Below are 26,075 nucleotides of genomic sequence, written 5' to 3'. Positions count from 1 at the left end.
TGTAATTTGCCGCTCACAAGCACCAAACGTCACTCGTGTCGCGCTAGCCACAGCAAGCGGCAACGTGACGCCTCCGGCGGGGCGGTCAGGCCCAGCTCGCGTGACCCGCGCGGACCAGGGTCGACGCCACCGATCCCTGAACCTCCTCGACCGTGATCGCCATCAGCAGGTGATCGCGCCACGCCCGGTCGACCTCGAGGTAGCGGCGCAGCAGGCCCTCTTCGCGGAACCCGACTTTTGCCAGCACGGCGCGGCTCGCGGCGTTCTCCGGGCGCACGGTGGCCTCCACGCGATGCAACATGACCGGGCCGAAGCAGTGATCGAGACCGAGCGCCAGCGCCGCCGTCGCCACCCCGCCGCCCGTGGCCGACCTGGGCACCCAGTAGCCGATCCACGCCGACCGCAGCGCCCCGTGCGTGACGTTGCCGATGGTCAGCTGGCCGCAGAACCGCCCGTCGAGCTCGATGACGTAGGGCAGCATGCGTCCCTTGCGGGCCTCCGCGCGCAGGCCCGAACACAACGCCGGCCACGCGGCGACCGTGTGCCGGATCGTCCAGTCACTGTCGGTGCTGGGTTCCCACGGCTCGAGATGGGCGCGGTCGGCCAGCCGGATCCGGCTCCATTGCGCGCCATCGCGCATCCGCACCGCCCGCAGCCGCACGACCCCCGCCGGTACCCGCAGCGGACCCACGTCCAGCGGCCAACCGGGATGACGGGAATTGGTGCGCAGCAGGTTCACGAGCGGGTGCAGTCGCTTCGCCTAGCCGCGCTGGGCCAGGAAGGCGACGTCGACGATCTCGCCGGTGCGGATCTGCTCGGCGCCGCTGGGCACCACCACGAGGCAGTTCGCCTCGGCGAGCGTGGCCAGCAGGTGCGACGACGCGCCCGGCGCCCCGCCCAGCGCCTGCACCAGGTATTCACCGCTGTCCTGGTCGCGCATCAACTGGCCGCGCAGGTACCCCTTGCGCCCGGCGACCGACGTGATCGGCGACAGGGCGCGGGCCTGCACGATCCGGCGCATCGGCTGGCGCTTGCCCAGCGACAGCCGGATCAGCGGCCGGACCATCACCTCGAACACCACCAGCGCGCTGACCGGGTTGGCGGGCAGCAGAAACGTCGGAACGCCCTCGCGCCCGAGCTGCCCGAAGCCCTGGACGGATCCCGGGTGCATGCCGACCCGGACGACCTCCATCTCGCCCAGCTCGGAGAGCACCGACCGCACCGCCTCGGCGGCCGCGCCCCCGACCGCGCCGGCGATGACGACGACCTCGGCGCGGTTGATCTGGCCCTCGACGACCTCCCGCAGCTCCTTCGGGTCGTTGCTGACGATGCCGATGCGGTTGACCTCCGCGCCGGCGTCGCGGCCCGCCGCCGCCAACGCATAGGAGTTGACGTCGTAGACCTGCCCGTTGCCCGGGGTGCGCGAGATGTCGACCAGCTCGCCGCCCACGGCCATCACCGACAGCCGCGGCCTCGGATGCACCAGCACCCGTTCGCGGCCGACCGCCGCCAGCAGCCCCACCTGCGCCGCGCCGATGATCGTCCCGGCGCGCACGGCGACGTCGCCGGGCTGCACGTCGTCGCCGGCGCGGCGCACGTAGGCGCCCGACGGCGCCCCGCGGAAAATCCGGACCTGCGATGTCCCGCCGTCGGTCCAGCGCACCGGCAGGACGGCGTCGGCCAGGGTGGGCAGGGGCGCCCCGGTCTGCACCCGGACCGCCTGCCGCGGCTGCAGCCTGCTGGGCGTGCGGGAGCCGGCCTCGATGGTCCCCATCACGGGCAGGACGAGGCCGTCGCGCGTGTCTTCGTCTGCTGCGGGATCGCCGGGCGGCTCGCCGAGGCTTTCGGCGCCCACCTCGCCGACGCCCAGCACGTCGACGCTGCGCACGGCATAGCCGTCGATCGCGGCCTGATCGAAGCCGGGCATGGGTCGCTCGGTCACCACTTCCTCGGCGCACATCAAGCCCTGCGCCTCGGCGATGGCCACCCGTATCGGCCGCGGGGCCACCGCGGCCGCCGTTATCCGGGCCTGCTGCTCCTCCACAGAACGCACAAGCGCGCCTTTCTGCCCTCAAATGCCCTGACGGGCACAAGCCCTCTGAGTGCTGGCGGACCGACGTATCGCCCGGCTAGTTCTCGGTCAGGCCCAATCGCGCCACCAACCATCGCCGCAAATCCGGGCCATAGTCGTCACGATCCAATGCAAAGTCAACCGCAGCCTTGAGGTAGCCGCCGGGATTTCCCAAGTCGTGTCGAGATCCGCGATGCACGACGACATGCACCGGGTGGCCCTCTTTGATCAGCAGCGCAATGCCGTCGGTGAGCTGCATTTCGCCGCCGGCCCCGCGTTCGATGCGGCGCAGCGCGTCGAAGATGGCGCGATCGAGCACGTAGCGGCCCGCGGCGGCGTACATCGACGGGGCATCCTCGGCCCTGGGCTTTTCCACCATCCCCTTGACCCGCAGCACGTCGGGGTTGTCATCGCCGGGGACCGGTTCGACGTCGAAAACGCCGTACGCGCTGATCTCCTCGGGGGACACCTCGATCGCGCACAACACCGTGCCGCCGTGATCGGCCCGCACCCTGGCCATCGTCTCCAAGACGCCCGTCGGCAACACCAGGTCGTCGGGCAGCAGCACCATGACGGCGTCCTCGTCGGCCGCGAGGGTGGGCTCCACGCAGCTGATGGCATGCCCCAGTCCGAGCGGTTCGGCCTGCACGACGGACTCGACCTTGATCAGCTGCGGCGCCCGGCGCACCTTGTCGAGCATCGCCTTCTTGCCCCGCGCCTCGAGCGTGCCCTCCAGCACCAGGTCCTCGACGAAGTGCGCGACGACCCCGTCCTTGCCCTCGGAGGTGACGATCACCAGGCGTTCCGCGCCGGCGGCGGCCGCCTCCTCGGCGACCAGCTCGATCCCGGGGGTGTCGACGACCGGCAGCAGCTCCTTGGGCACGGTCTTGGTCGCGGGCAGGAACCGGGTACCCAGGCCGGCGGCGGGAACGATCGCCGTAAAGGGGATCGGAATTTCTGCGCGTGACATTGTTAAAACGATAACCCCCGCTGGGCGCTCCCACGCCGTCTGGCGACGCCGAAACCCGGCCTGTCATCGTTAGGGGCGTGCAAACCGCGAGCAAGGCCGCGTTGCGCCGGCAGCTCTTGGCCGCGCGGCGCGGCGTGGGCGACGACGTTCACGGCGCCGAGGCGCGCCTGCTCGGCGAGCGGCTGGAGGCCGGCCTCACCAGCGGGATCACCGTTTGCGCGTACGTTCCGGTGGGCGCCGAGCCGGGTTCTCCCGAGCTGCTGGACATGCTGCTGCGCCGGTGCGGACGGGTGCTGCTGCCGGTCGCGCGGACCACCGCCGACGAGACGCCGCTGCCGCTGCGCTGGGGCGAGTACCGGCCGGGCACCCTCGTTCCCGGGCCGTGGGGGTTGTTCGAGCCGCCCGAGCCGCTGCTGCCGGCGACGGCCCTGGCCCAGGCCGGAGTGGTGCTGGTGCCGGCCCTGGCGGTTGACCGCCGGGGGGTGCGGCTGGGCCGTGGGCGGGGGTTTTACGACCGCTCGCTGGGCGGGCGCGACCCGGCGGCGCGGCTCATCGCGATGGTCCGCGACGCGGAGTTCCTCGACGAGCTGCCCGCCGAGCCGCACGATGTCCCGATGACGCACGCGCTGACGCCCCACCGGGGCCTGATCGCGCTGCCGACGCGGGAATGATCGCGATCACGTGGCGGTTCTAGCACTTGACACGGTAGAGTGCTAATGCAGCCCGAGACGATTTCGGAGGTTTTTGTGCCGACTTACAGCTACGCGTGCACCGAGTGCGGCGACCGCTTCGACGCTGTGCAGGCCTTCACCGACGACGCGCTGACGACCTGCGCGAAGTGCTCGGGCCGGCTGCGCAAGTTGTTCAACTCCGTCGGAGTGGTGTTCAAGGGCAGCGGCTTCTACCGCACCGACAGCCGCGCCGACGGGGCGAAGTCGAAGAGCTCGACCAACGGATCGTCGGGTGACGCGGGCTCGGGCGAGAAGAGCGCGCCCACCGAGAAGAGCGGGTCAAGCGACAAGAGCGGCTCGGCCGAGAAGACGACCAGCAGCAGCGCCACCCCGGCCACCGCCGCCGCCTCCAGCTGAGCGGTTATCCACAAGCAATCTTCTGACCGGCATCGCCGGCCCCCCGGCGCGCCTACCGTTGCGCCGTGGGCGAATCATCGCTGAACCCCAGCCTGTTCAGGCGGATCTCGACGTCGCTTCGCCCCGACTGGTCTCGCACCGTGTTGGCCCGCCGGATGGCCGCGGGCGGGCTGGTGGCGCTGGCGGGCGTTGCGGCCCTGCGGTCCGACCCGCACGGTGACGACGCCGAAGTGGTGGTGGCGGCGCGCGACCTGCAGCCGGGCGCGGCAGTGACCGCCGATGATGTCCGGCTCGAAAAGCGTTCGGTCGCAAGCCTTCCCGACGGTTCTCAGGCCGACGTCGGCGCGGTCGTCGGTTCGACGCTGGCCGGCCCCACCCGGCGCGGCGAGGTGCTCACCGACGTCCGGTTACTGGGCAGCCGGCTGGCCGAGGCGGCGATCGGGCCGAAGGCCGGGCCCGGCGCCCGCATCGTGCCGTTGCACCTGGCGGACGGCGGGCTGATCGACCTCGTTCGGGTGGGCGACGTGGTGGACGTGCTCGCCGGCCCGGGCAACGACGCACCGGCGACCGGCGGCCCGGCCGTGACCAAAGTGGTAGCAACCGACGCCGTCGTCGTGCTTGTTTCCGCCAAACAGAAGGTCCAGGCTGCCGATAGCGACCGCGTAGTGTTGGTTGCGCTGCCGGCTCGCGTGGCGAACACGGTGGCGGGCTCGACGCTGGGTCAGACGGTGACGCTGACCCTGCACTGAGGGCCTGGCCGCTGTTGGGCACGTGATCGATAGCAAACGTTGTCCAGTCCAGAAAGGACCTCGGCATGCTCAAAGGGTTCAAGGAGTTTCTCGCAAGGGGCAATATCGTCGACCTGGCCGTCGCGGTGGTCATCGGTACTGCCTTCACCGCATTGGTCACCAAGTTCACCGAAGCCATCATCACGCCGCTCCTCAACCGGGTCGGCGCGAACAAGCAGACCAATGTCGGCGCCCTGAAGATTTCTATCGGCGGCGGCCAGTTCATCGACTTCAACATCTTGCTGTCGGCGGCGATCAACTTCTTCTTGATCGCGCTGGTGGTCTATTTCTTCGTCGTGCTGCCGTACAACACCCTGCGTAAGCGCGGCGAGGTCGAGCAGGCCGACGACGCCCAGGTTGTCCTGCTCACCGAGATCCGTGACCTGCTGGCCCAAAACACCGACGGGGACTCGTCCGGCCGGCACGGTGGCGCGGCGGCCACCACGCCCCCGCCGGCCCACGGGCCCCGCGCGGACGCCGAAGCGCAGTGAGGCGCGCCTAGATCTCCAGGCTCGACAGCTGGCCGATGATCTGAGCGGCAAGGGGATTCAGCGTCGCCATCCCGTCGCGCACCGCGTAGCGGGAGCCGGCGAGGTTGACCACCAGCGTGCTGCCCGACACCCCGGCCAGACCGCGGGACAACCCGGCATCGATGATGCCCGCGGACAGCCCCGACGCGCGAATGGCCTCGGCGATGCCCAGGATCTCGCGGTCCAGGATCTCGCGGGTGGCCTCCGGCGTGACGTCGCGTGGCGTGACGCCGGTTCCGCCGACCGATACCACCAGGTCCACCCCGCCGATCACCGCGGTGTTCAGCGCGTTGCGGATCTCGACCTCGTCGGCCGCGACCGCCACCACGCCGTCGACCACGAACCCGGCCTCGGTCAGCAGCTCGGTGACCAGCGGTCCGCTGTGGTCCTCGTCCCCGTGCGCCGTGCGATCGTCGACCACCACGACCAGGGCCCGGCCGACCACCAACTCCGCACCCGTTTCCATGGGTGCCACCGTATATCCGAGGTCGGACAATCCCGCCGACGAGGGCTCATCGACTCGCATCACTGATCCGCCTTGCCGAGGGTGACCTGCACGGTGCGGCTCCCGCCGCCGGCGTCCTGGAAGGTCAGCGACACCTTGTCGCCGGGGGCTTTCGACCGCACGGCGGCGACCAGCGCGTCGGCGCTGTTGATCGGGCGGTCGTCGACCTTGGTGACGACCACGCCCTTGGGCACGCCGGCGCTCGCCGCGGCTCCGTTGGGCACGACGTCGACGACCTTGGCGCCCGGGGTGCCCTTGTCGCTGGTCACCTGCACGCCGAGCGAGGCGTGCGTGGCCTTGCCGGTCGCGATCAGCTCGTCGGCGATGCGCTTGGCCTGGTCGACGGGAATTGCGAAGCCGAGGCCGATCGAGCCGCTCTGCGCGTCGGGCGAGTCGGCGCCCAGGGTGGCGATCGCGGAGTTGACGCCCACCAGCTGGCCGCTCATGTTGACCAGCGCCCCGCCGGAGTTACCCGGGTTGATCGCGGCGTCGGTCTGGATCGCGTCCAGCACGGTGTTCTGGTTCCCCGACTCGCCGGTGGTGGACACCGGCCGGTTCATCGCGCTGATGATTCCGGTGGTCACCGTCCCCGACAGGCCCAGCGGCGACCCGATCGCCACCACCGGCTGGCCGACCCGCAGATCCGACGAGGAGCCCAGCGTGATGGGGGTCAGCCCGGACACACCCTGCACGCGGATCACGGCGATGTCGCTGGTGGGGTCGGCACCGACGACCGTGAACGGCGCGGTGCGGCCGTCGGAGAAGGTCACCGTCGTTTTCGGCGGCGCGCCACCGGGGGGAGCGCCGGGCCCACCGGGCCCGCCGGGCTTGGCCGCGGCCGCGACGACGTGGTTGTTGGTCAGGATCAGCCCGTCGGCCGACAGGATGATGCCGGAACCCTCTTCGGACTGGCGGCCCAGGTCGGTTTCCAGCATGACGACGCTGGGCACCACCTTGGCTGCCACCTGTTCGACGCTGCCCGGCGGCATGTTCGCCGCCGGGACGCTGGGAGCGGCGCCCGGGATGATCCCGTGGCCGTTGCCGCTCGCGGAGTGCGTGCCCAGCTCGACGGCCGTTGCCGCGGCGCCGCCGATCCCGGCCGACACGACCGCGATCGCCAGCGCGCCGGCGGCCAACAGGCCTGCGCGGGAGCGCTTCTGGGGCACGGGACCCGGGGGCATCGGCGGCAGCAGGTGGATCGGCCCCGTCCCGGTTCCGCCGGGCATGGGACCCACCCCCGTGCCGCCGGGCATCGGACCCGTCCCCGCGCCGCCAGGCATCCGGCCCGGCCCGGCGCCACTGAAAGGCTCGTAGGGCTCGTAGGGCCGCCGGTACGGGCTCGTCGGCGTGGGCTGCGACGGCTGGGCCGGCTGCTGATAACGCCAGTCGAACTGCTGGTTGTACGGCTGTTGGCGCCCCTGCGCATAGGCTGGGGGCACAGGCTGATCAGGCCCGGTACGGTATCCCGGCTGCTGCGGCGGTGGCGAATACCTCGGGTCATTCGTCATGTCGCTACGTCGCTCTTCCTATATTCCGGCGTTTTGGGCTCGACTTGGCTCGAGTCCAACACTAGCTGCAGACCTACCTTGCCCGCGCGGACTGAGATTCCACTGAGATAACGTTCGCCGAATCCCGAGAGTTCTGCCCGCTGTTCGCCACGGGCATAACGGGGCCGGTTTCGCTGTCGGCGCGCAGGACCTCGGTGTCGTCCGCGGCCGGCGGGGCCGGCATCGGACGGCCGGGCAGCAGCACGTAGATGGAGGTACCGGGCGGCTGACCTCCGGGCACGGTGTCCTCCACCCGAAGCAGCCCACCGTGGTTGAGCACCACCTTCTTCACGATCGCCAGCCCGAGCCCCGAGCCCGGCATCGCCCTCGCCGTCGTCGACCGGTAGAAGCGCTCGAACACCAGGCGGCGCTCGTGCGCTGGGATGCCGGGGCCGTGGTCGGCAACCACCAACTCGGCGTGCGTCGGGTCGAGTTGTCGCATCGTGATGCCGACGTGGGCACCCGGCGGGCTCCACTTGGCCGCGTTGTCCATCAGGTTCAGCACCGCGCGGGAGAGGCCCGCGGCGTCACCGTAGACCTGCCATCCGATCGCGTCGACATCGAAGTGAATGTCGTTGCGCCGCCGCCTCACTCGCTCCAGGCTGCGATCGATCACCTCGGACATGTCGACGGTCTCGTGCACGACCTGTCCGGCGTCGTCGCGGGTCAGGTCCACCAAATCGCCTACCAAAGTGGACAATTCCTCGATCTGCGCCAGCACGTCGGCGCGCAGGCCGACCATCTCCTGTTCGGGCAGCCGCGGCGCCCCGGGCTCCATGGCGGCCATCAGGAGTTCGACGTTGGTGCGCAGCGAGGTCAGCGGGGTGCGCAATTCGTGTCCGGCGTCGGTGACCAGCCGGGCCTGCCGCTCCCGCGACTCGGCCAACGCCCGCAGCATCAGGTTGAAAGCCTCGGTGAGCCTGGCCAATTCGTCGCTTCCGAACACCGGGATGGGCCGCAGGTCGTCGGTGCGCGCCACGCGCTCGGCGGCTTCGGTGAGGCGGGCCACCGGACGCAGCCCGGCCCGGGTGACCATCCCGCCGGCCACCGCGGCGACCGCGACTCCGATGCCGCCGACGATGAGCAGCACCCAGCGCAGCTGGGTCATGACCGCCTCGGTCGGCTTCAGGCTCTTCGAGATCAGCAACGAGCTGCCGTTGGGCAGGTGGATGGCCAGTATTCGTTGATCGGAGGCGGTGCGCCGCGACATGAACAAATCGCCGCTGATGACGGCCTTTTCGGTGGTTCCGACCGGCAGCGTCTGGCCCGGCTGGTTGGCGCTGTAGACGGCGTGGCCCGGGTTCACCAGCATGGCGTTGACGTCCGAATAGGCGGTGCCCTCGATGGCCTTGCCGGGGTCGGCGGCCAGCGAGCCGCTGGCGATCAACAGCTGCGCCCGGCTCTGCAACTGGTTGTCGATGTCGCTGTAGAGCGCGGCCGAGATCACCGCGTAGACGGCGAAGGACATCAGCACGACCACCATCGCCACCATCGACATCGCCAGCAGCATCACCCGCCACCGAAGGGACAGCGAACTGGTGGCTCGCAGCGGCGCGCGCCGGTGCCTTTCCGACCGGATCATCGTCGGGCAGGGCTCATCACGGCGGCGTCTCCCGGAGGACGTAACCCACCCCGCGCACCGTGTGGATCAGCCGGGGCTCGCCCTCGGCCTCGGTCTTGCGGCGCAGGTAGCCGACGTAGACCTCCAGCGCGTTGCCCGAGGTGGGAAAGTCGAATCCCCACACCTCCTCGAGGATGCGGCTGCGGGTCAGCACCCGGCGGGGATTGGCGATCAGCATTTCCAGCAGCGCAAACTCGGTGCGGGTCAAGCTGATCCGACGGTGTCCGCGGGTGACTTCGCGCGTCACCGGGTCCAAACTCAGGTCGGAGAACGTCATCGCCACCGACTCGACGTCGTCGTCGGGCTTCGTGCGCCGCAGCAGCGCCCGCATGCGGGCCAGCAGCTCTTCGAGGGCGAACGGCTTCGGCAGATAGTCGTCGGCGCCCGCGTCCAGGCCGGCGACGCGCTCGGACACCGAATCGCGGGCGGTGAGCACCAGGATCGGCAGGTCGTCGCCCGTGCTGCGCAGCTGACGGCAGACCTCGAGGCCGTCCAGGCGCGGCATCATCACATCCAGGACGAGCGCGTCGGGCCGGTCGCTGGCGATCATGTCCAGGGCCTCGAGGCCGTCATGGGCGAGCTCGACCGAGTACCCGTTGAACGAAAGCGAGCGGCGCAGTGACTCGCGCACCGCGCGATCGTCGTCGACGACAAGTATGCGCACGGCCATTAGTTTCGTCCCAGCGCCTGAGAGCCGCCTGAGAGGCGCGCCGCGTATTTGCCGAGATTAACGCTTGTCGAGATCGATCAGGCCCAGGCGCGCGGCCTTGAGCAGCCGGCGGGGCACCTTGTGCTTCTGGCCGGCCACCGTCACGCCGACGAGCTCGGTCTTCGTGGCCTTCCACTGCGCGCGGCGGCTTCGGGTGTTCGCGCGCGACATCCTGCGCTTGGGTACGGCCATGGTCGGGCCTGACTCCTCGTGTCGGGGGCATGTCGCGGGCGTGGCCGGTGCGGCCGAACGTGCGACGATTGCCCATCAGGATAGTCGGTGGCCTGCTGGTCGCCAAAACGACGGCGCACTGGCCGACTCGACGTCCTTGACGCGACACCGGCGCGACCCGCTAACCTACCGGTTGGTTGGTTGGTTTGCGCTCAACGGTGGATCGCGGATGGGAGGACTGCATGGCCTCTTCCTCGGGTCGCGACGCCGTCCGGATCGCGAACTGCTCCGGGTTCTACGGCGACCGGCTCTCGGCGATGCGCGAGATGCTGACCGGCGGGGACGTCGACTACCTCACCGGGGACTACCTGGCCGAACTGACCATGCTGATCCTGGGCCGCGACCGGATGAAGCACCCCGAGCGCGGCTACGCCAAGACCTTCCTGACCCAGCTCGAGGACTGCCTGGGCGAGGCGCACGATCGCGGGGTGCGCATCGTCGCCAACGCCGGCGGCCTCAACCCGGCCGGTCTGGCCGACGCGATCCGCGCCCTGGCCGAGCGCCTGGGTGTGCCCGCCCGCGTCGCGCACGTCGAAGGCGACGACCTGCAGCCCCGCGCCGCCGAACTCGGGCTGGGTGCCCCGCTGACCGCGAACGCCTACCTGGGCGCCTGGGGCATCGTCGACTGCCTCGGCGACGGGGCCGACGTCGTCGTGACCGGCCGGGTCACCGACGCCTCGGTGATCGTCGGCGCGGCGGCGGCGCACTTCGGCTGGGGCCGCACCGACTACGACGCGCTCGCGGGCGCGGTGGTGGCGGGCCACGTCATCGAGTGCGGCGTGCAGGCCACCGGCGGCAACTACTCGTTCTTCACGGAGCTTCCGGATCTGACCCACGCCGGTTTCCCGCTGGCCGAGGTCCACGCCGACGGCTCGTCGGTGATCACCAAGCATCCCGGCACGGGCGGCCTGGTCAGCGTCGACACCGTCACCGCGCAATTGCTCTACGAGATCACCGGCGCCCGCTACGCCAACCCCGACGTCACCGCCCGGATGGACACCATCGCGCTGTCCCCCGACGGCCCCGACCGCGTGCGCATCGCCGGGGTGCGCGGGGAACCGCCCCCGCCCACGTACAAGGTGTCGCTGAACAGCATCGGCGGGTTCCGCAACGCCATGACGTTCGTGCTGACCGGCCTGGACATCGCGGCCAAGGCCGAGCTGGTGCGCCGCCAGCTGGAGGCGGCGTTGACGGTGAAGCCCGCCGAGCTGCAGTGGACGCTGGCCCGCACCGACCACACCGACGCCGACACCGAGGAGGCCGCCAGCGCGTTGCTGCACTGCGTCGTCCGCGACCCCGACCCTGCAAACGTGGGCCGCCAGTTCTCCTCCGCCGCAGTCGAATTGGCGCTGGCCAGCTACCCCGGCTTTCACGTGACCGCCCCGCCCGGTGACGGCCAGGTGTACGGCGTGTTCACCGCGGGCTACGTCGACGCCACGAGCGTGCCGCACGTCGCCGTGCACGCCGACGGGACGGGGACGTACATCCCTTGCGCCACCGAGACTTTGGAACTGGCGCCGGCCGACCCCCCGCCGTTGCCCGAGCCGTTGCCGCCCGGCCCGACGCGGCGCGTGCCGCTGGGCCGCGTCGCCGGGGCCCGCAGCGGCGACAAGGGCGGGTCGGCCAACGTCGGGGTCTGGGTGCGCAGCGACGAGCAATGGCGCTGGCTGGCCAACACGCTGACCGTCGAGCTGTTCACCGAACTGCTGCCCGAGGCCGCCGACTTCGAGGTCACCCGCCACGTGCTGCCCAATCTGCGCGCGGTGAACTTCGTCGTCGACGGCATCCTCGGTCAGGGCGTCGCCTATCAGGCGCGGTTCGATCCCCAGGCCAAGGGGCTGGGCGAATGGCTGCGCGGCCGCTACGTCGACATCCCGGAGAGCATCTTGTGAGTATCTGGACCACCCCGGAGCGCGAACAGTTGCGAAAGACGGTGCGCTCCTTCACCGAACGCGAGATCCTGCCCCACGCCGACGAATGGGAGCGCACCGGCGAGTTGCCGCGCGACCTGCACCGGCGCGCCGCCGCGGCCGGCCTGCTGGGCGCGAGCTTCCCCGAATCGGTCGGCGGCGGTGGCGGGGACGGCGCCGACGCGGTGGTCATCTGCGAGGAGGTGCACCAGGCCGGCGCCCCGGGGGGCGTCTTCGCGTCGCTGTTCACCTCCGGCATCGCGGTGCCGCACATGATCGCGTCGGGTGACCGGCGGCAGATCGACGAGTTCGTGCGACCGACGCTGGCCGGCGAGAAGATCGGTTCGCTGGCGATCACCGAGCCCGGCGGCGGTTCGGACGTCGGGCACCTGCGGACCAGCGCCGTCCGGGACGGCGATCACTACGTCGTCAACGGCGCGAAGACCTACATCACCTCCGGGGTGCGCGCCGACTATGTCGTCACCGCGGTGCGCACGGGGGGCCCCGGCGCAGCGGGGGTTTCGCTGCTGGTGGTGGAGAAGGGCACGCCCGGTTTCGAGGTGACCCGCAAGCTGGACAAGATGGGCTGGCGGTCGTCCGACACCGCGGAGTTGTCCTACACCGACGTGCGGGTGCCGGTGGCCAACCTCGTCGGCGCCGAGAACAGTGGATTCGCCCAGATCGCTCAGGCCTTCGTCGCCGAGCGGATCGGCCTTGCCGCGCAGGCGTATTCGAGCGCACAGCGATGCCTGGACCTGACGGTGCAGTGGTGCCGCGACCGCGAGACGTTCGGCCGGCCGCTGATCTCGCGGCAGTCGGTGCAGAACACGCTGGCCGAGATGGCCCGCCGCATCGACCTCGCCCGGGTCTACTCCCGCCATGTGGTCGAGCGGCAGCTGGCCGGCGAGACCAATCTGATCGCGCAGGTGTGCTTCGCCAAGAACACCGCCGTCGAGTCCGGCGAGTGGGTGGCCAACCAGGCCGTGCAGCTGTTCGGCGGCATGGGCTACATGGCCGAGTCCGAAGTCGAACGCCAGTACAGGGACATGCGGATCCTGGGCATCGGCGGCGGCACCACCGAGATCCTGACCGCACTGGCCGCCAAAACGTTGGGATTCCAGTCATGACGACACTGCGATCCACCCTCGACCCGAACTCCGCCGCGTACACCGACGCGGCGTCGACGGCGGCGGAGCGGCTCGCCGAGATCGACACCGAACTCGCCAAGGCGCTCGCCGGCGGCGGACCCAAGTACGTCGAGCGCCACCACGCCCGCGGCAAGTTGACCGCCCGGGAACGCATCGAACTGCTCGTCGACCCGGATTCGCCGTTCCTGGAGCTCAGCCCGCTCGCGGCCTACGGCAGCGCGTTCACCGTCGGCGCCAGCACGGTCACCGGGATCGGCGTGGTGTCGGGTGTGGAATGTTTGATCGTCGCCAACGACCCGACGGTCAAGGGCGGCACCAGCAACCCGTGGACCCTGAAAAAGATCCTGCGGGCCAACCAGATCGCCTTCGAAAATCGGCTGCCCGTCATCTCGCTGGTGGAGTCCGGCGGGGCGGACCTGCCCACCCAGAAGGAGATCTTCATCCCCGGCGGGCAGATGTTCCGCGACCTGACCCGCCTGTCTGCGGCCGGAATCCCCACCATCGCACTGGTTTTCGGCAACTCCACCGCCGGTGGCGCCTACATTCCCGGCATGTCGGATCACGTCGTGATGATCAAGGAACGCTCGAAGGTGTTCCTTGCCGGTCCCCCGCTGGTCAAGATGGCCACCGGCGAAGAGTCCGACGACGAATCGCTCGGCGGCGCCGAAATGCACGCGCGCACTTCGGGATTGGCCGACTACTTCGCCGTCGACGAGCTCGACGCCCTCCGCATCGGGCGCCGCATCGTGGCCCGGCTGAACTGGGTCAAGCAGGGACCGGCTCCGGGGCCCGTGGCCGAGCCGCTGTTCGACGCCGAGGAGCTGATCGGCATCGTGCCGGCCGACCTGCGCATCCCGTTCGACCCCCGCGAGGTGATCGCCCGCATCGTGGACGGCTCCGAATTCGACGAGTTCAAAGCCATGTACGGCTCGTCGCTGGTCACCGGCTGGGCCCGGTTGCACGGCTACCCGCTGGGCATCCTGGCCAACGCGCGCGGCGTCCTGTTCAGCGAGGAGTCGCAGAAGGCCACCCAGTTCATCCAGCTGGCCAACCGCTCCAACACGCCACTGCTGTTCCTGCACAACACCACCGGCTACATGGTCGGCAAGGACTACGAAGAGGGCGGCATGATCAAGCACGGGTCGATGATGATCAACGCCGTGTCCAACTCGACCGTCCCGCACATCTCCCTGTTGATCGGCGCCTCCTACGGCGCCGGCCACTACGGCATGTGCGGGCGGGCCTACGATCCGAGGTTCCTGTTCGCGTGGCCCAGCGCCAAATCCGCCGTCATGGGCGGCGCCCAGCTCGCGGGCGTGTTGTCGATCGTGGCCCGCGCGGCGGCCGAGGCCCGCGGTCAGCAGGTCGACGAGGACGCCGACGCCGCTATGCGCGCGGCCGTCGAGGGACAGATCGAAGCCGAGTCGCTGCCGCTGGTGCTGTCCGGAATGCTGTACGACGACGGGGTGATCGACCCGCGCGATACCCGCACGGTGCTGGGAATGTGTCTGTCCGCCATCGCCACTGGCCCGATCGAGGGGACGTCGAACTTCGGCGTCTTCCGGATGTGAGCCCCATGGTTACTCGAGTGCTGGTCGCCAACCGCGGCGAAATCGCCCGGCGGGTGTTCGCCACCTGCCGGCGGCTGGGCCTGGGCACCGTCGCCGTCTACACCGACCCCGACGCCGGCGCGCCGCACGTGGCCGAGGCCGACGCGCGGGTGCGGCTCGCCCAGACGAGCGACTACCTCAACGCCGAGGCGATCATCGCCGCCGCACGCGCTGCTGGCGCGGACGCGGTGCATCCGGGCTACGGGTTTCTCTCCGAGAACGCCGATTTCGCGACCGCGGTGCAGTCGGCCGGGCTGACCTGGATCGGTCCGCCGGTGGACGCGGTGCGGGCGATGGGCTCCAAGATCGAGTCCAAGAAGCTGATGGCCGCCGCCGGGGTTCCGGTGCTCGACGAACTCGACCCGGACGCGGTCACCGCGGCGCAGCTGCCGGTGCTGGTCAAGGCCTCCGCCGGCGGTGGCGGCCGCGGCATGCGGGTGGTCCGCGAATTGTCTTCTCTCAAAGGCGAAGTCGAGGCGGCCAGGCGCGAGGCGCAGTCGGCATTCGGTGACCCGACGGTCTTCTGCGAACGCTACCTGCCGACGGGACACCACGTGGAAGTGCAGGTGCTGGCCGACGCGCACGGCACCGTGTGGGCCGTCGGGGAGCGGGAATGCTCGATTCAGCGTCGCCACCAAAAGATCATCGAGGAGGCCCCCTCGCCGCTGGTCGAACGCATCCCGGGCATGCGGGCCAAGCTGTTCGACGCGGCCCGGCTGGCCGCCGGCGCCATCGGCTACACGGGCGCAGGCACGGTGGAGTTCCTCGCCGACCCAAATTCTCAAGACGGCGAGTTCTACTTCCTCGAGATGAACACCCGGCTGCAGGTCGAGCACCCGGTGACCGAGGAGACCACCGGGCTCGACCTCGTCGAACTGCAACTCGCCGTCGCCGACGGCGGGAGGCTCGAAGCCGAACCTCCCGCCGCCCAGGGATATTCGATCGAGGCCCGGCTCTACGCCGAGGACCCGGCGCGCGGCTGGCAGCCGCAGGCCGGCGTGCTGCACACGATCGACGTGCCCGCGGCCCGGGCCCAGTTCGGCACGCTCGGGCACCGGGCGGGCATCCGGCTCGATTCCGGCGCCATCGACGGCTGCACCGTATCGATCCACTACGACCCGATGCTGGCCAAGGTCATCTCCTACGCCCCGACGCGCCGGCAATCCGCGCTGTTGCTCGCCGACGCGCTGGCCCGCGCCCGGCTGCACGGCGTGCGCACCAACCGCGAGCTGCTGGTGAACGTGCTGCGGCACCCGGCATTTCTCGACGGCGCCACCGACACCGCATTTTTCGACACGCACGGCCTGGCGGAGCTGGCCGCGCCGCTGGCCGAGCGCCGGGCGATCCGGTTGGCGGCCGTCGCCGCCGCGCTGGCCGACGCCGCCCACAACCGCGCCGCGGCCTCCGTACTCGGCCCGGTCCCCAGCGGGTGGCGCAACCTGGCGTCGGGGTATCAGCGCAAGACCTACCGCGACGACACCGACACCGAGCACATCGTCGAATACCGTTTCACCAGAGCCGGATTGACGCTGCCGAACGACGCGGCGGTGCGCCTGGCTTCCGCCGCGGTGGATCGCGTCGTCCTCGCCGACGACGGGGTGGAGCACACCTTCGCGGTCACTCGATGCGGTGACGACGTCTACATCGACTCGGCCCGCGGACCCGTTCACCTGGTCGCGCTGCCCCGGTTCCCGGAGCCGGGCTCGACCCTCGAAAAGGGTTCCCTGGTCGCGCCCATGCCCGGCAACGTCATCCGCCTCGGCGCCGCGGTCGGTGACGCCGTCACCGCGGGGCAGCCACTGATCTGGCTGGAGGCGATGAAGATGGAACACACCATCACCGCACCCTCCGACGGCGTGCTCGCCGAGCTAAACGTCGCCACCGGTCAGCAAGTCGAAGTGGGCGCCGTCCTCGGAGTGATCGCAAGCGCGGCGCAGCCGGGCGAAGCGGGTCACGACCATCCGAACATGGCACGCGTGGAGGCGCCCGAAGCAGAAGGAGATTCACAGTGACCGACAGCAGCTTCATCGAGAACGAGGAGCGCAGGGCGCTGCGCAAGGCGGTGTCCGAGTGGGCGGCCAACTACGGCAGCGAGTACTACCTCGAGAAGGCCCGCGCGCACGAACACACCACCGAATTGTGGTCGGAGGCGGGCAAGCTCGGCTTCCTCGGGGTGAACCTGCCCGAGGAATACGGCGGCGGCGGCGCCGGCATGTACGAGCTGTCGCTGGTGATGGAGGAAATGGCGGCCGCGGGCAGCGCGCTGCTGCTCATGGTGGTGTCCCCCGCCATCAACGGCACCATCATCAGCAAGTTCGGCACCGAGGAACAGAAGAAGCGGTGGATTCCCGGCATCGCCGACGGCTCGCTGACGATGGCGTTCGCGATCACCGAGCCGGACGCCGGCTCGAACTCGCACAAGATCACCACCACCGCCCGCCGCGACGGCGGCGACTGGATCCTCAAGGGGCAGAAGGTCTACATCTCCGGCATCGACCAGGCGCAGGCGGCACTGGTGGTGGCGCGCGCCTTCAAAGAGGGAGGGGCCAAGTCCGAATCTCTCCGCCCGGCGCTGTTCGTGGTGCCCACCGACGCGCCGGGCTTCACCTACACCCCGATCGAGATGGAGCTGATCAGCCCCGAGCGGCAGTTCCAGGTCTTCCTGGACGACGTTCGGCTGCCCGGCGATGCGCTGGTGGGGGCCCAAGACGCCGCCATCGCACAGCTTTTCGCGGGCCTGAATCCCGAGCGCATCATGGGAGCGGCCAGCTCGGTGGGCATGGGCCGCTTCGCGCTGCGCAAGGCCGTCGACTACGTCAAGACCCGCCAGGTGTGGTCCACCCCCATCGGTGCGCATCAGGGCCTGTCACATCCGTTGGCGCAGTGCCACATTGAGGTCGAACTCGCCAAGCTGATGATGCAGAAGGCCGCCGCGCTCTACGACAGCGGTGACGACGCCGGCGCGGCCGAGGCCGCCAACATGGCCAAGTACGCCGCCGCCGAGGCGGCCACCCGCTCGGTCGACCAGGCCGTGCAGTCGATGGGCGGCAACGGGCTGACCAAGGAGTACGGCGTGGCCGCCATGCTCGCCTCGGCCCGGCTCGGGCGGATCGCCCCGATCAGTCGGGAGATGGTGCTCAACTTCGTGGCGCAGACATCGCTGGGCCTGCCCCGGTCGTACTGATGGACACGCTCGTCGAATACGCCGGCCCGGCCGAGACCGGCGGCCCGGCCGCGCGGCTGACGCTCAATTCGCCGCACAACCGCAACGCGCTTTCCACCGCGCTCGTCGAGCAGCTGCACGGGGGCTTGCGCAGTGCCGCCTCGGACCCGAGAGTGCGCGCGGTGGTGCTCGGGCACACCGGCAACACCTTCTGCGCCGGGGCGGACCTTTCTGAAGCGGGCGCCGGCGACGCACACGACATGGCGGTGGCCCGCGCCCGGGAGATGACCGCGCTGTTGCGCGCGATCGTCTCCTCGCCGCTGCCGGTGATCGCCGCGGTCGACGGGCACGTCCGGGCCGGCGGGTTCGGGTTGGTCGGCGCGTGCGACATCGCGGTCGCCGGCCCGGGCAGCACCTTCGCGCTCACCGAGGCCCGGATCGGCGTCGCGCCGTCGATCATCTCGCTGACGCTGCTGCCGAAGATGTCGGCGCGGGCCGCGGCGCGCTACTACCTCACCGGCGAGACCTTCGGCGCGGCGACGGCCGCGGAGATCGGGCTCGTCACGATGGCGGCCGACGACGTCGACGCCGCGGTGCAGAAGTTGGTGGCCGACGTGAGCCGCGGTTCGCCGCAGGGGCTCGCGGCGTCGAAGGCGCTGACCACCGCCGCCGTGCTGGAGGGGTTCGACCGCGACGCCGAACGGCTCACCGAGCAGTCGGCGCGGCTGTTCGTGTCGGACGAGGCCCGCGAGGGCATGCTGGCGTTCCTGCAGAAACGCCGGCCCGGTTGGGCGGACGTCTGACGGGCCGCGCGAGCGGCGGAGACGCCCCTGAGCGGGGCCCGACCTGGGCAACAACGTTGCAGTTTAGCCAACCCTCTTGCAGCAAAACTTCTACGTCGTACGCTCGTGGATGATGAGCAACTCGGCGCAGCGCGGCACCCGCGACTCCCAGGACACGCGCGACGAATCGTCCCGCGCGGCCGATACGGATCGCATCCAGGTCGCGCAGTTGCTCGCATACGCCGCAGAGCAGGGCCGGCTGCAGCTGAAGGACTACGAGGACCGCCTGACGAAGGCTTACGCCGCCACCACGTACGAAGAGCTCGACCAGCTCAGGGCCGACCTACCCGGTGCCATGCTGAGCCCGCGCAGGGGCGGCAAACCCAATCCCGCCCCGTCGATGTTGCTGTTGGCGTTGATGAGCAATTTCGAGCGCCGCGGCCGGTGGAACGTCCCCAAGAAGCTGACCACCTTCACCTTCTGGGGCACCGGGGTGGTGGACTTGCGCTACGCCGACTTCACCTCCACCGAGGTGGACATCCACGCCATCTCGATCATGGGCGCGCAGAACATCCTGCTGCCACCCGAAGTCAACGTCGAGATCCACGGGCACGGCGTGATGGGTGGCTTCGACCACACCGTGCTCGGCCAGGGGACGCCCGGCGCGCCGAAGGTCAACATTCACGGCTTCTCGCTGTGGGGCGGTGTCGGCATCAAGCGCAAGGCCCGCCGCCCCCGCGGGTAAGCCCGCCCCGGGATTCGTTGCGCCGCAGGGGTTCCTAGCCCGGGATGTAGTCGAACTGGTCGGGGTTGGGGCCGCGCCTGCCCGCCTCGCCCTTGTCCAGCGCCGAGATCGCGTCCATGTCGGACTCCCCCAGCTCGAAGTCGAACAGCTCGAAGTTGGCCTGGATCCGTTCCGGCGTCACCGATTTGGGGAAGACGACGTCGCCGCGCTGGATGTGCCAGCGCAGCACCACCTGCGCCGGTGACTTGCCGCTCGCGTCGGCGATACGGTTGATCACCGGGTCGCCGAGCACCTTGCCCTGGGCGATCGGCGACCACGCCTCGGTGACGATGCCGTGCTCGCGGCCGTACGCGCGGACCTCCTCGTTGCCGAAGTACGGGTGCACCTCGATCTGGTTGACCGACGGGACGGTGGTGGTTTCCGCGGCCAGCCGATCCAGGTGTGCGGTCTGGAAGTTCGACACACCGATGCTGCGGGCGCGACCGCCCTTGGCGAATTCTTCGAGCACCTTCCACGTGGAGACGAAGTCGCCGTCATAGAGCGTCGGCAACGGCCAGTGGATGAGGAACAGGTCGACGTAGTCGGAATTCAGCGCCTCCAGCGTCTTGTCGAACGCGCGGCGCGCATCGTCCGGCTTGTGAAAGCCGTTGTTCAGCTTGCTGGTAACGAACACCTCGGCGCGGTCGAGCCCGGCGTCGCGGATGCCCTCGGCGACCTCCTTCTCGTTGCCGTACATCTGGGCGGTGTCGATGTGCCGGTATCCGATGTCGAGGGCGCGCTTGACGGCCGCCGCGGTCTCGTGGGGCTTGATCTGGAACACGCCGAAACCAAGCTGCGGGATGCTCACTCCATCGTTGAGTTCGATCGTTGGAACCTTGCTCATGCGTCTCCTCCTTCTTCGCCCGACTACCCGGCCGGGGAAGTATCTATTCCACTGAGGGTTTACCGCCGGCTAACGTCGCCGCCGAGACCGCAGATAGTCGCCCACCACCGCGGCGCCCAGGCCGTCGACATCGGGTACCACCACACGCCCCTCGACGCGCCGGGCCACCTGGTCGATGAACCGGGCCAGGCCGGGATCGTTGCCCAGCCGGAAGATCGTCACCTGCGCGCCGAGCCTTGCCATGTCGTCGAATCCGCGAACGGTGTGCGCGATGGTCCGCGGGTGCGGCGGGTAGTCGAAAAACACTGCGGAGCCGTCCCCGTCGAAATCCTCCAGGTGGGCGGTCGGCTCGCCGTCGGTCACCACCAGCACGACGGGCTGCGCGTTGGGATGCCGGCGCAGGTGGCGGCCCGCGAGGGCCAGCGCGTGATGCAGGTTGGTGCCCTGCTCGTAGACACCCTCGAGACCGGTGAGCTCGGCGGCCGTCACCGTCCTCGCGTAGCGGCCAAACGCGATGATCTGCAACGCATCCGAGCGGAACCGCGTGCACACCAGGTGATTGAGGGCCAGCGCCGTCTGCTTCATCGGCAGCCAGCGGTTCTCCATCACCATCGAGAACGAGGTGTCCACCAGCAGCGCCACCGCCGCCTGCGTGCGCGTCTCGGTCTCGGAGATCTCGACGTCGTCGACGCTGATCCGGATCGGGCCCGCCCGGCCGTCGAGCGTCGTCGTCCCGGCCTGCCGCAGCACCGCGTTGGTCAGCGTGCGGGAGATGTTCCACGGCTCGGTGTCACCGAATTGCCAGGGCCGGGTCGCGCCGGTCAACTCGCCGGCCGCACCCGCGCGCCGATGATCGCGCTCGCCGCGGCGCCCGGAAAGCTGTTGCACCACATCGCGTAACGCCGTCTCGCCGAGCCTGCGCATCGCCTTCGGGGAAAGCCGCCACTGGCCGTCGGAACCGCGATCCAGGAAACCCTGATTGACCAGCGCGCGCTCCAGTTCGGCGAGGGTCCGGGCGTCGATGGCCGCCTGGTCGCCGAGTTGGCGGGCCAGCGCGTCGAGGTCGACGTCGTCCATGGTGGCGCCGGGGTAGCTCTGCGACAGCTGCTCGGCCAGTTGCTCGAGCTCGGCGATGTCGGAGATGGCCTGGGTGCCTTCGCCCATGCCGAACGGGTTGTCGCCGGAGAACTGTTCGGACCCCGTCCAGTCCTCGCCCGGCCGCGCGGCCTGCAGGTGGGCGTCGAGCCGCCCCAACGCCTCCATCAATGCCTGCGATCCAAATGCCTGCTGCGCCAATGCATCCAGCTCGGCGCGCTGATCGGGGCTCAGGCTGTTGCGGAAGCGTTGCGCCGCGGCGGCGCGTTTGGCCAGCGAGTCCAGCAGCTCCTCCACATTGCGCGGGTTCTCCGGGAAGAACTCGCCGTGCTTGTCCATGAATTCTTCGAAGTCCTGTTGCGAGTCCTGCCCGCGCGCGTGCTTGTCCAGCAGCTCGTTGAGGTCGTCCAGCATCTCGTTGACCCGCTGGCGATCCGCCTCGGTGGCGCCCTCCAGCGCCTGCTTCATTCCGGCGAAGCGCTGGTCGAGCATCTCGCGGCCGAGCAGATCCTTGATCTGCTCGTACTTTTCGCGCGCCTCGCCGCTGCGCCAGTTGTAATCGGACAGCTCCTGCACGGCCTTGGCCGGCGACGCCGGCAGCGCGTCGAGCTGCAACTCGCCGAAGCGGGCGTCGTCGTCGAGCGCGCGGGCCAGCTCCTTGCGCTCGGCCAGCACGGCCTCGTCGAGCAGCTTCTTGATCTCCTGCAGGGTGCCGTCCAAGTTGTTGCGGCGCAACAAGTCCCGTCGCCGGCGATTCGCCTCGGCGGCCAGCCGGTCGGCCCCGGGCATGTTCTTGGTGCCGCGGCGCAGCAACTCCGACAGCGCGCGCCGCGGCGAGGTGCCGGCCATCACGTCCTGACCGATCTGTTCGAGCGCCTCGCGCAGATCCACCGGGGGGGCCAGCGGATCGGGTCCCCCGGTGTAGGCCGAGTATCGCGAGGAGTGGCCTTTCGAAAAAGGCTTAGCCATAGACGGTTTGGCCCTCCCCGGACACCTTATCGATCCGCTTGGCCAGGTACAACGCCTCGAGCGCCAGTTCCAGCGCCGCGGCGCGCTCGCCCACGGATTGGGCGTTGAGCTTGATCGCGATCCGGTCGACGACCGGCAGCTCCCCCACCGCGGCCAGCACGTCCTTGGCCGACACCCGCTCGCCGGTGGTCACCGCCGACCCTCGTTCGACCGCGGAGACCAGCGAGCCGACGTCGATGCCCCCGAGCACGCGCGATGCCGTGTCGGCCGTCGCGCGCCGCAGCAGGTGCTCGAGCACCGCCTGCTCGCGGCCCTCCTCACCGGACTCGAACTCCAGCTTGCCGCGCAGCACGTCGATCACCGTGCCGAGGTCGACCACCCGGGCCACCGGGTCCGTCTCCCCCAGCACCGCGCCGCGGTGCCGGGCGGCGGCGGCGACGGTCTCGGCGGCCGCGATCGCGAACCGCGCCGACACCCCGGACCGCTGATCGATCGAGTTGGACTCCCGCAGGTAGCGGGCGAACCGCGCGATCACCTGCATGAGGTAGTCGGGCACCTGGGCGCTCAGGTGGGCCTCCTGCACGATCACGCCCACCTCGTCCTCGAGCTCCAGCGGGTAGTGGGTGCGGATCTCGGCGCCGAACCGGTCCTTGAGCGGCGTGATGATGCGGCCGCGGTTGGTGTAGTCCTCGGGGTTGGCGCTGGCCACCACCAACACGTCGAGCGGCAGGCGCAGCGTGTAACCGCGGACCTGGATGTCGCGCTCCTCCATCACGTTCAGCATCGACACCTGGATGCGCTCGGCGAGGTCGGGCAGCTCGTTGACCGCGACGACGCCGCGGTGCGCGCGCGGGATCAGCCCGTAGGCGATGGTCTCCGGGTCGCCGAGGCTGCGGCCTTCGGCGACCTTGATCGGGTCGATGTCACCGACCAGGTCGGCGACGCTGGTGTCGGGCGTGGCCAGCTTCTCGGTGTAGCGCTCGCTGCGGTGCTTCCACGCCACCGGCAGGTCGTCGCCCAGGGTGGCCGCCCGTCGGATCGACTCCGGGGTGATCGGGGTGTACGGGTGCTCACCCAGTTCGGCCCCGTCGATCACGGGGGTCCACTCGTCGAGCAGCCCGGTCAGCGCGCGCAGCAGCCGGGTCTTGCCCTGGCCGCGTTCGCCCAGCAGGACGAAGTCGTGACCGGCGATCAGCGCCCGCTCCAGCTGAGGGAGCACGGTGTCCTCGAAACCCAGGATCCCGGGCCAGACGTTGTCGCCCTCGGCCAGCGCAGTCAGCAGGTTTTCCCGGATTTCCTGTTTCACTCCGCGTTCGCGGTGACCGGTGGCGCGCAGTTCGCCGACGGTGCGGGGGAGATTGCTCGGTGATTGCACCACTCCACGCTACGCGCTGCCCGCACGCCCCACGCGCCGAGCGATCAGTGAGCGAAGTGGCGGGCGCCGGTGAGGTACACGGTTACGCCCGCGTTGGCCGCCGCCGCGGTCACCTCGTCGTCGCGCACCGATCCGCCCGGATGCACCACCGCCTTCACCCCGGCGGCGGTCAACGTCTCGAGCCCGTCGGGGAACGGGAAGAACGCGTCGGAGGCCGCGACGGCTTCGCGGACCCGGTCACCGCCCCTGGCATTGCCTCTTTCGACGGCCAGCCGGGCGGCGTCGACCCGGTTCACCTGACCCATGCCGACGCCGATGGTCGCGCCGTCGGCCGCGATCACGATCGCGTTCGACTTGACCGCGCGGCAGGCGCGCCACGCGAAGACCAGATCGGCCAGGGTGTTCGGGTCGGCGGGCGATCCGGTCGCCAGGGTCCAGTTCGCCGGGTTGTCGCCGTGCGCGTCCAGCTGGTCGCGCTGTTGGACCAGGAGCCCGCCACTGACCGGGCGCAGCTCGGTGCCGCCGGCCAGCGGCTCGGAGGCCACCAGCACGCGGATGTTCTTCTTGCGCGTCAACGCCTCCACGGCGCCCGGCGCGTACGCCGGCGCGACGATCACCTCGGTGAAGATGGTGCTGACGTACTCCGCCATCTCGACGCTGACTTCGGTGTTGGTGGCGATCACCCCGCCGAAGGCGCTCAGCGGGTCGCATTCGTGGGCCTTGCGGTGCGCGTCGGCGACCGAGACCGACGAGATCGCGATACCGCAGGGGTTGGCGTGCTTGATGATCGCCACGCAGATCTCTTCGTGGTCGAAGGCGGCCCGCCAGGCCGCGTCCGCGTCGGTGAAGTTGTTGTAGGACATCTCTTTTCCGTGCAGCTGCTCGGCCTGTGCCAGGCCGGGCCACGCGCCGGGGTCGCTGTAGAGCGCCGCCTGCTGGTGGGGGTTCTCGCCGTAACGCAGCATCGCCGACCGCCGCCAGCTGCCGGCGAACCACTGCGGGAACGCCGTGGGCGGGTGCTCGGGGGCCAGCGTCGACTCCATCCAGCCGGCGACCGCGATGTCGTAGTCCGCGGTGTGCTGAAACGCCAGCGACGCCAGCCGTTTGCGCTCGGCGAGGGTGAACCCGCCGTTGCGCACGGCGGCGAGCACCCCGTCATAGCCGAGCGGGTCGGTGACCACCGCCACGCTCGGGTGGTTTTTCGCGGCGGCCCGGATCATCGACGGTCCGCCGATGTCGATCTGTTCGACGCACTCGTCGATGCCGGCGCCCGAGTCGACCGTCTCGCTGAACGGATACAGGTTGACGACAACCAGTTCGAACGCCGCGATGCCGAGCTCCTGCAGCGCCGCTTCGTGCCCGGGCTTGCGCAGATCGGCCAGCAGCCCGGCATGCACCCGCGGATGCAGCGTCTTGACCCTGCCGTCGAGCACCTCCGGGAAGCCGGTCAGCTCCTCGACGCGGGTGACCGGAATTCCTTTTTCCGCAATGGTTTTCGCCGTCGACCCGGTCGAGACGATCTCTACACCGGCGGCCGTGAGTCCCTGGGCCAGCTCGACCAGCCCGGTCTTGTCGTACACGCTGATCAACGCGCGGCGGATCGGCCGCTTCGTCACCCTCAGCCCGTCGTCGGTGCTCATGCTGTGCTCATCCCAGGGTCGCCTTTCGTCCTACCAGGGTCATGCCGCGGGTCGCGATCGCGGCCACCACGTCCACCAACAGCTGCCGTTCGGTGACTTTGATGCGCTCATGCAGGGTCTCTTCGTCGTCGCCGTCGAGCACCGGAACGGATTGCTGCGCCAGGATCGGCCCGGTGTCCGTACCGGCATCTACCAGGTGCACCGTACAGCCCGTGACCTTGACGCCGTAGGCCAACGCGTCGGCCACCCCGTGCGCGCCGGGGAACGCGGGCAGCAGCGCCGGATGAGTGTTGACGATGCGCCCGTCGAAGCGTGAGAGGAATTGCGGCCCAAGTATTTTCATGAACCCCGCCGACACCACCAGGTCGGGCTGATGGGCGGCGGCGGCCTCGGTGATGGCGGCGTCCCAGGCGTGGCGGTCGGGGTGATCGGCCAGCCGGACGGTGAAGGTGGGCACCGACGCCGCCGCGGCGATCTCGATGGCGGGGCAGTCGCGATCGGTGCCGAGGGCGACCACGCGGGCCGGGTAATCACCGGCGGCGGCCTGGATCAGTGCGGCCAGCAGCGAGCCGGTGCCCGATGCCAGCACCACCACCCGCGCCGGCGCACTGGGGGGCACGTGAAGCGGTGGCTGCACAACGGCGAGCCTAGTCTGGCGACGATGCGCGCCGAGACTGCGGCCAGCGCGTTACCGT

Annotated in this window: 24 protein-coding genes; 11 read left to right on the top strand and 13 right to left on the bottom strand. The window is 70.1% G+C overall.

Going from position 1 to position 26,075, the window contains the following annotated elements; genetic code table 11:
* Window positions 1-85: 85 nt before the first annotated feature.
* From A5705_RS19850 to A5705_RS19840, 3 genes are all read right to left on the bottom strand, one after another.
* A complete protein-coding gene (locus A5705_RS19850; protein WP_067877689.1) occupies window positions 86-739 on the bottom strand; it encodes a GNAT family N-acetyltransferase in 654 nt (217 codons plus the stop codon).
* 21 nt (window positions 740-760) lie between these two features.
* Window positions 761-2,053, bottom strand: coding sequence for a gephyrin-like molybdotransferase Glp (gene glp, locus A5705_RS19845; RefSeq protein ID WP_068279453.1), 1,293 nt, complete (start codon window positions 2,051-2,053; stop codon window positions 761-763).
* Between the two features lie 76 nt (window positions 2,054-2,129).
* Complete coding sequence (locus A5705_RS19840) at window positions 2,130-3,041, bottom strand: UTP--glucose-1-phosphate uridylyltransferase (RefSeq protein ID WP_067877694.1); 912 nt, start codon at window positions 3,039-3,041, stop codon at window positions 2,130-2,132.
* A 77-nt stretch (window positions 3,042-3,118) separates the two neighbouring features.
* Between A5705_RS19840 and A5705_RS19835 the strand changes: the two genes are divergently transcribed.
* The 4 genes from A5705_RS19835 to mscL all read left to right on the top strand — a co-directional run bounded on the left by A5705_RS19835 (window position 3,119) and on the right by mscL (window position 5,408).
* Entirely contained in the window at window positions 3,119-3,712 is a 594-nt protein-coding gene (locus A5705_RS19835; protein ID WP_067877697.1) for a 5-formyltetrahydrofolate cyclo-ligase, read from the top strand.
* A gap of 75 nt (window positions 3,713-3,787) precedes the next feature.
* Window positions 3,788-4,129, top strand: a complete 342-nt coding sequence (locus A5705_RS19830; RefSeq protein WP_068279490.1) for an FmdB family zinc ribbon protein — start codon at window positions 3,788-3,790, stop codon at window positions 4,127-4,129.
* A 65-nt stretch (window positions 4,130-4,194) separates the two neighbouring features.
* Window positions 4,195-4,878 (top strand): SAF domain-containing protein, encoded by a 684-nt coding sequence (locus A5705_RS19825; RefSeq protein WP_068279450.1) that lies wholly within the window; start codon window positions 4,195-4,197, stop codon window positions 4,876-4,878.
* Between the two features lie 65 nt (window positions 4,879-4,943).
* The gene (gene mscL, locus A5705_RS19820) at window positions 4,944-5,408 is read left to right on the top strand and encodes a large-conductance mechanosensitive channel protein MscL (protein ID WP_067877704.1); all 465 of its coding nucleotides are present in this window, start codon (window positions 4,944-4,946) and stop codon (window positions 5,406-5,408) included.
* Window positions 5,409-5,415: 7 nt separating this feature from the next.
* On the opposite strand, the gene A5705_RS19815 is transcribed toward mscL, so the two are convergent.
* The 5 genes from A5705_RS19815 to rpmF form a co-directional block, all read right to left on the bottom strand.
* The gene (locus A5705_RS19815) at window positions 5,416-5,973 is read right to left on the bottom strand and encodes a molybdenum cofactor biosynthesis protein B (RefSeq protein ID WP_068279447.1); all 558 of its coding nucleotides are present in this window, start codon (window positions 5,971-5,973) and stop codon (window positions 5,416-5,418) included.
* The gene (locus A5705_RS19810; RefSeq protein ID WP_082956575.1) at window positions 5,973-7,460 is read right to left on the bottom strand and encodes a S1C family serine protease; all 1,488 of its coding nucleotides are present in this window, start codon (window positions 7,458-7,460) and stop codon (window positions 5,973-5,975) included. Before A5705_RS19810 ends, A5705_RS19815 begins: the two co-directional genes overlap by 1 nt.
* Before the next feature lie 73 nt (window positions 7,461-7,533).
* Window positions 7,534-9,081 (bottom strand): HAMP domain-containing sensor histidine kinase, encoded by a 1,548-nt coding sequence (locus tag A5705_RS19805; protein ID WP_067877710.1) that lies wholly within the window; start codon window positions 9,079-9,081, stop codon window positions 7,534-7,536.
* Between the two features lie 16 nt (window positions 9,082-9,097).
* Window positions 9,098-9,784 carry a two-component system response regulator MprA gene (gene mprA, locus A5705_RS19800; RefSeq protein WP_082956586.1) on the bottom strand — a complete coding sequence of 229 codons (687 nt, stop codon included), beginning with the start codon at window positions 9,782-9,784 and terminating at the stop codon, window positions 9,098-9,100.
* Between the two features lie 63 nt (window positions 9,785-9,847).
* Entirely contained in the window at window positions 9,848-10,021 is a 174-nt protein-coding gene (rpmF, locus tag A5705_RS19795; protein WP_066961599.1) for a 50S ribosomal protein L32, read from the bottom strand.
* A gap of 221 nt (window positions 10,022-10,242) precedes the next feature.
* Here rpmF and A5705_RS19790 point away from each other — a divergent pair, with 221 nt between their 5' ends.
* The 7 genes from A5705_RS19790 (at window position 10,243) to A5705_RS19760 (ending at window position 19,418) form a co-directional block, all read left to right on the top strand.
* Complete coding sequence (locus tag A5705_RS19790; RefSeq protein WP_068279445.1) at window positions 10,243-11,952, top strand: acyclic terpene utilization AtuA family protein; 1,710 nt, start codon at window positions 10,243-10,245, stop codon at window positions 11,950-11,952.
* A complete protein-coding gene (locus tag A5705_RS19785) occupies window positions 11,949-13,097 on the top strand; it encodes an acyl-CoA dehydrogenase family protein (RefSeq protein ID WP_068279443.1) in 1,149 nt (382 codons plus the stop codon). The genes A5705_RS19790 and A5705_RS19785 overlap by 4 nt, the downstream gene beginning before the upstream one ends.
* Window positions 13,094-14,689: an acyl-CoA carboxylase subunit beta gene (locus A5705_RS19780; protein WP_068279441.1), complete on the top strand. Its 1,596-nt coding sequence runs from the start codon at window positions 13,094-13,096 to the stop codon at window positions 14,687-14,689. The genes A5705_RS19785 and A5705_RS19780 overlap by 4 nt, the downstream gene beginning before the upstream one ends.
* A gap of 5 nt (window positions 14,690-14,694) precedes the next feature.
* Window positions 14,695-16,740, top strand: coding sequence for a biotin carboxylase N-terminal domain-containing protein (locus A5705_RS19775; RefSeq protein WP_068279439.1), 2,046 nt, complete (start codon window positions 14,695-14,697; stop codon window positions 16,738-16,740).
* The gene (locus tag A5705_RS19770) at window positions 16,737-17,912 is read left to right on the top strand and encodes an acyl-CoA dehydrogenase family protein (protein WP_067877728.1); all 1,176 of its coding nucleotides are present in this window, start codon (window positions 16,737-16,739) and stop codon (window positions 17,910-17,912) included. The genes A5705_RS19775 and A5705_RS19770 overlap by 4 nt, the downstream gene beginning before the upstream one ends.
* Window positions 17,912-18,694 (top strand): enoyl-CoA hydratase family protein, encoded by a 783-nt coding sequence (locus A5705_RS19765; RefSeq protein ID WP_067877732.1) that lies wholly within the window; start codon window positions 17,912-17,914, stop codon window positions 18,692-18,694. The genes A5705_RS19770 and A5705_RS19765 overlap by 1 nt, the downstream gene beginning before the upstream one ends.
* 112 nt (window positions 18,695-18,806) lie before the next feature.
* Window positions 18,807-19,418 carry a DUF1707 domain-containing protein gene (locus A5705_RS19760; protein WP_082956585.1) on the top strand — a complete coding sequence of 204 codons (612 nt, stop codon included), beginning with the start codon at window positions 18,807-18,809 and terminating at the stop codon, window positions 19,416-19,418.
* Between the two features lie 34 nt (window positions 19,419-19,452).
* Here the strand turns inward: A5705_RS19760 and A5705_RS19755 are convergent, their stop codons facing one another.
* From A5705_RS19755 to purN, 5 genes are all read right to left on the bottom strand, one after another.
* A complete protein-coding gene (locus A5705_RS19755; RefSeq protein WP_067877737.1) occupies window positions 19,453-20,301 on the bottom strand; it encodes an aldo/keto reductase in 849 nt (282 codons plus the stop codon).
* Between the two features lie 69 nt (window positions 20,302-20,370).
* Complete coding sequence (locus tag A5705_RS19750) at window positions 20,371-22,365, bottom strand: VWA domain-containing protein (protein ID WP_068279437.1); 1,995 nt, start codon at window positions 22,363-22,365, stop codon at window positions 20,371-20,373.
* Complete coding sequence (locus A5705_RS19745) at window positions 22,358-23,743, bottom strand: sigma 54-interacting transcriptional regulator (protein ID WP_067877743.1); 1,386 nt, start codon at window positions 23,741-23,743, stop codon at window positions 22,358-22,360. The genes A5705_RS19750 and A5705_RS19745 overlap by 8 nt, the downstream gene beginning before the upstream one ends.
* A 41-nt stretch (window positions 23,744-23,784) precedes the next feature.
* Window positions 23,785-25,380, bottom strand: a complete 1,596-nt coding sequence (gene purH / locus A5705_RS19740) for a bifunctional phosphoribosylaminoimidazolecarboxamide formyltransferase/IMP cyclohydrolase (RefSeq protein ID WP_067877747.1) — start codon at window positions 25,378-25,380, stop codon at window positions 23,785-23,787.
* 7 nt (window positions 25,381-25,387) lie between these two features.
* Window positions 25,388-26,017, bottom strand: coding sequence for a phosphoribosylglycinamide formyltransferase (purN, locus tag A5705_RS19735; protein WP_082956574.1), 630 nt, complete (start codon window positions 26,015-26,017; stop codon window positions 25,388-25,390).
* Window positions 26,018-26,075 lie beyond the last annotated feature (58 nt).

Origin of the sequence: Mycobacterium sp. E787 (assembly GCF_001668725.1) — a bacterium.
GTDB lineage: Bacteria > Actinomycetota > Actinomycetes > Mycobacteriales > Mycobacteriaceae > Mycobacterium.
The sequence above is the reverse complement of the archived record's forward strand: the minus strand, read 5'-3'. Positions and strand labels throughout refer to the sequence as shown.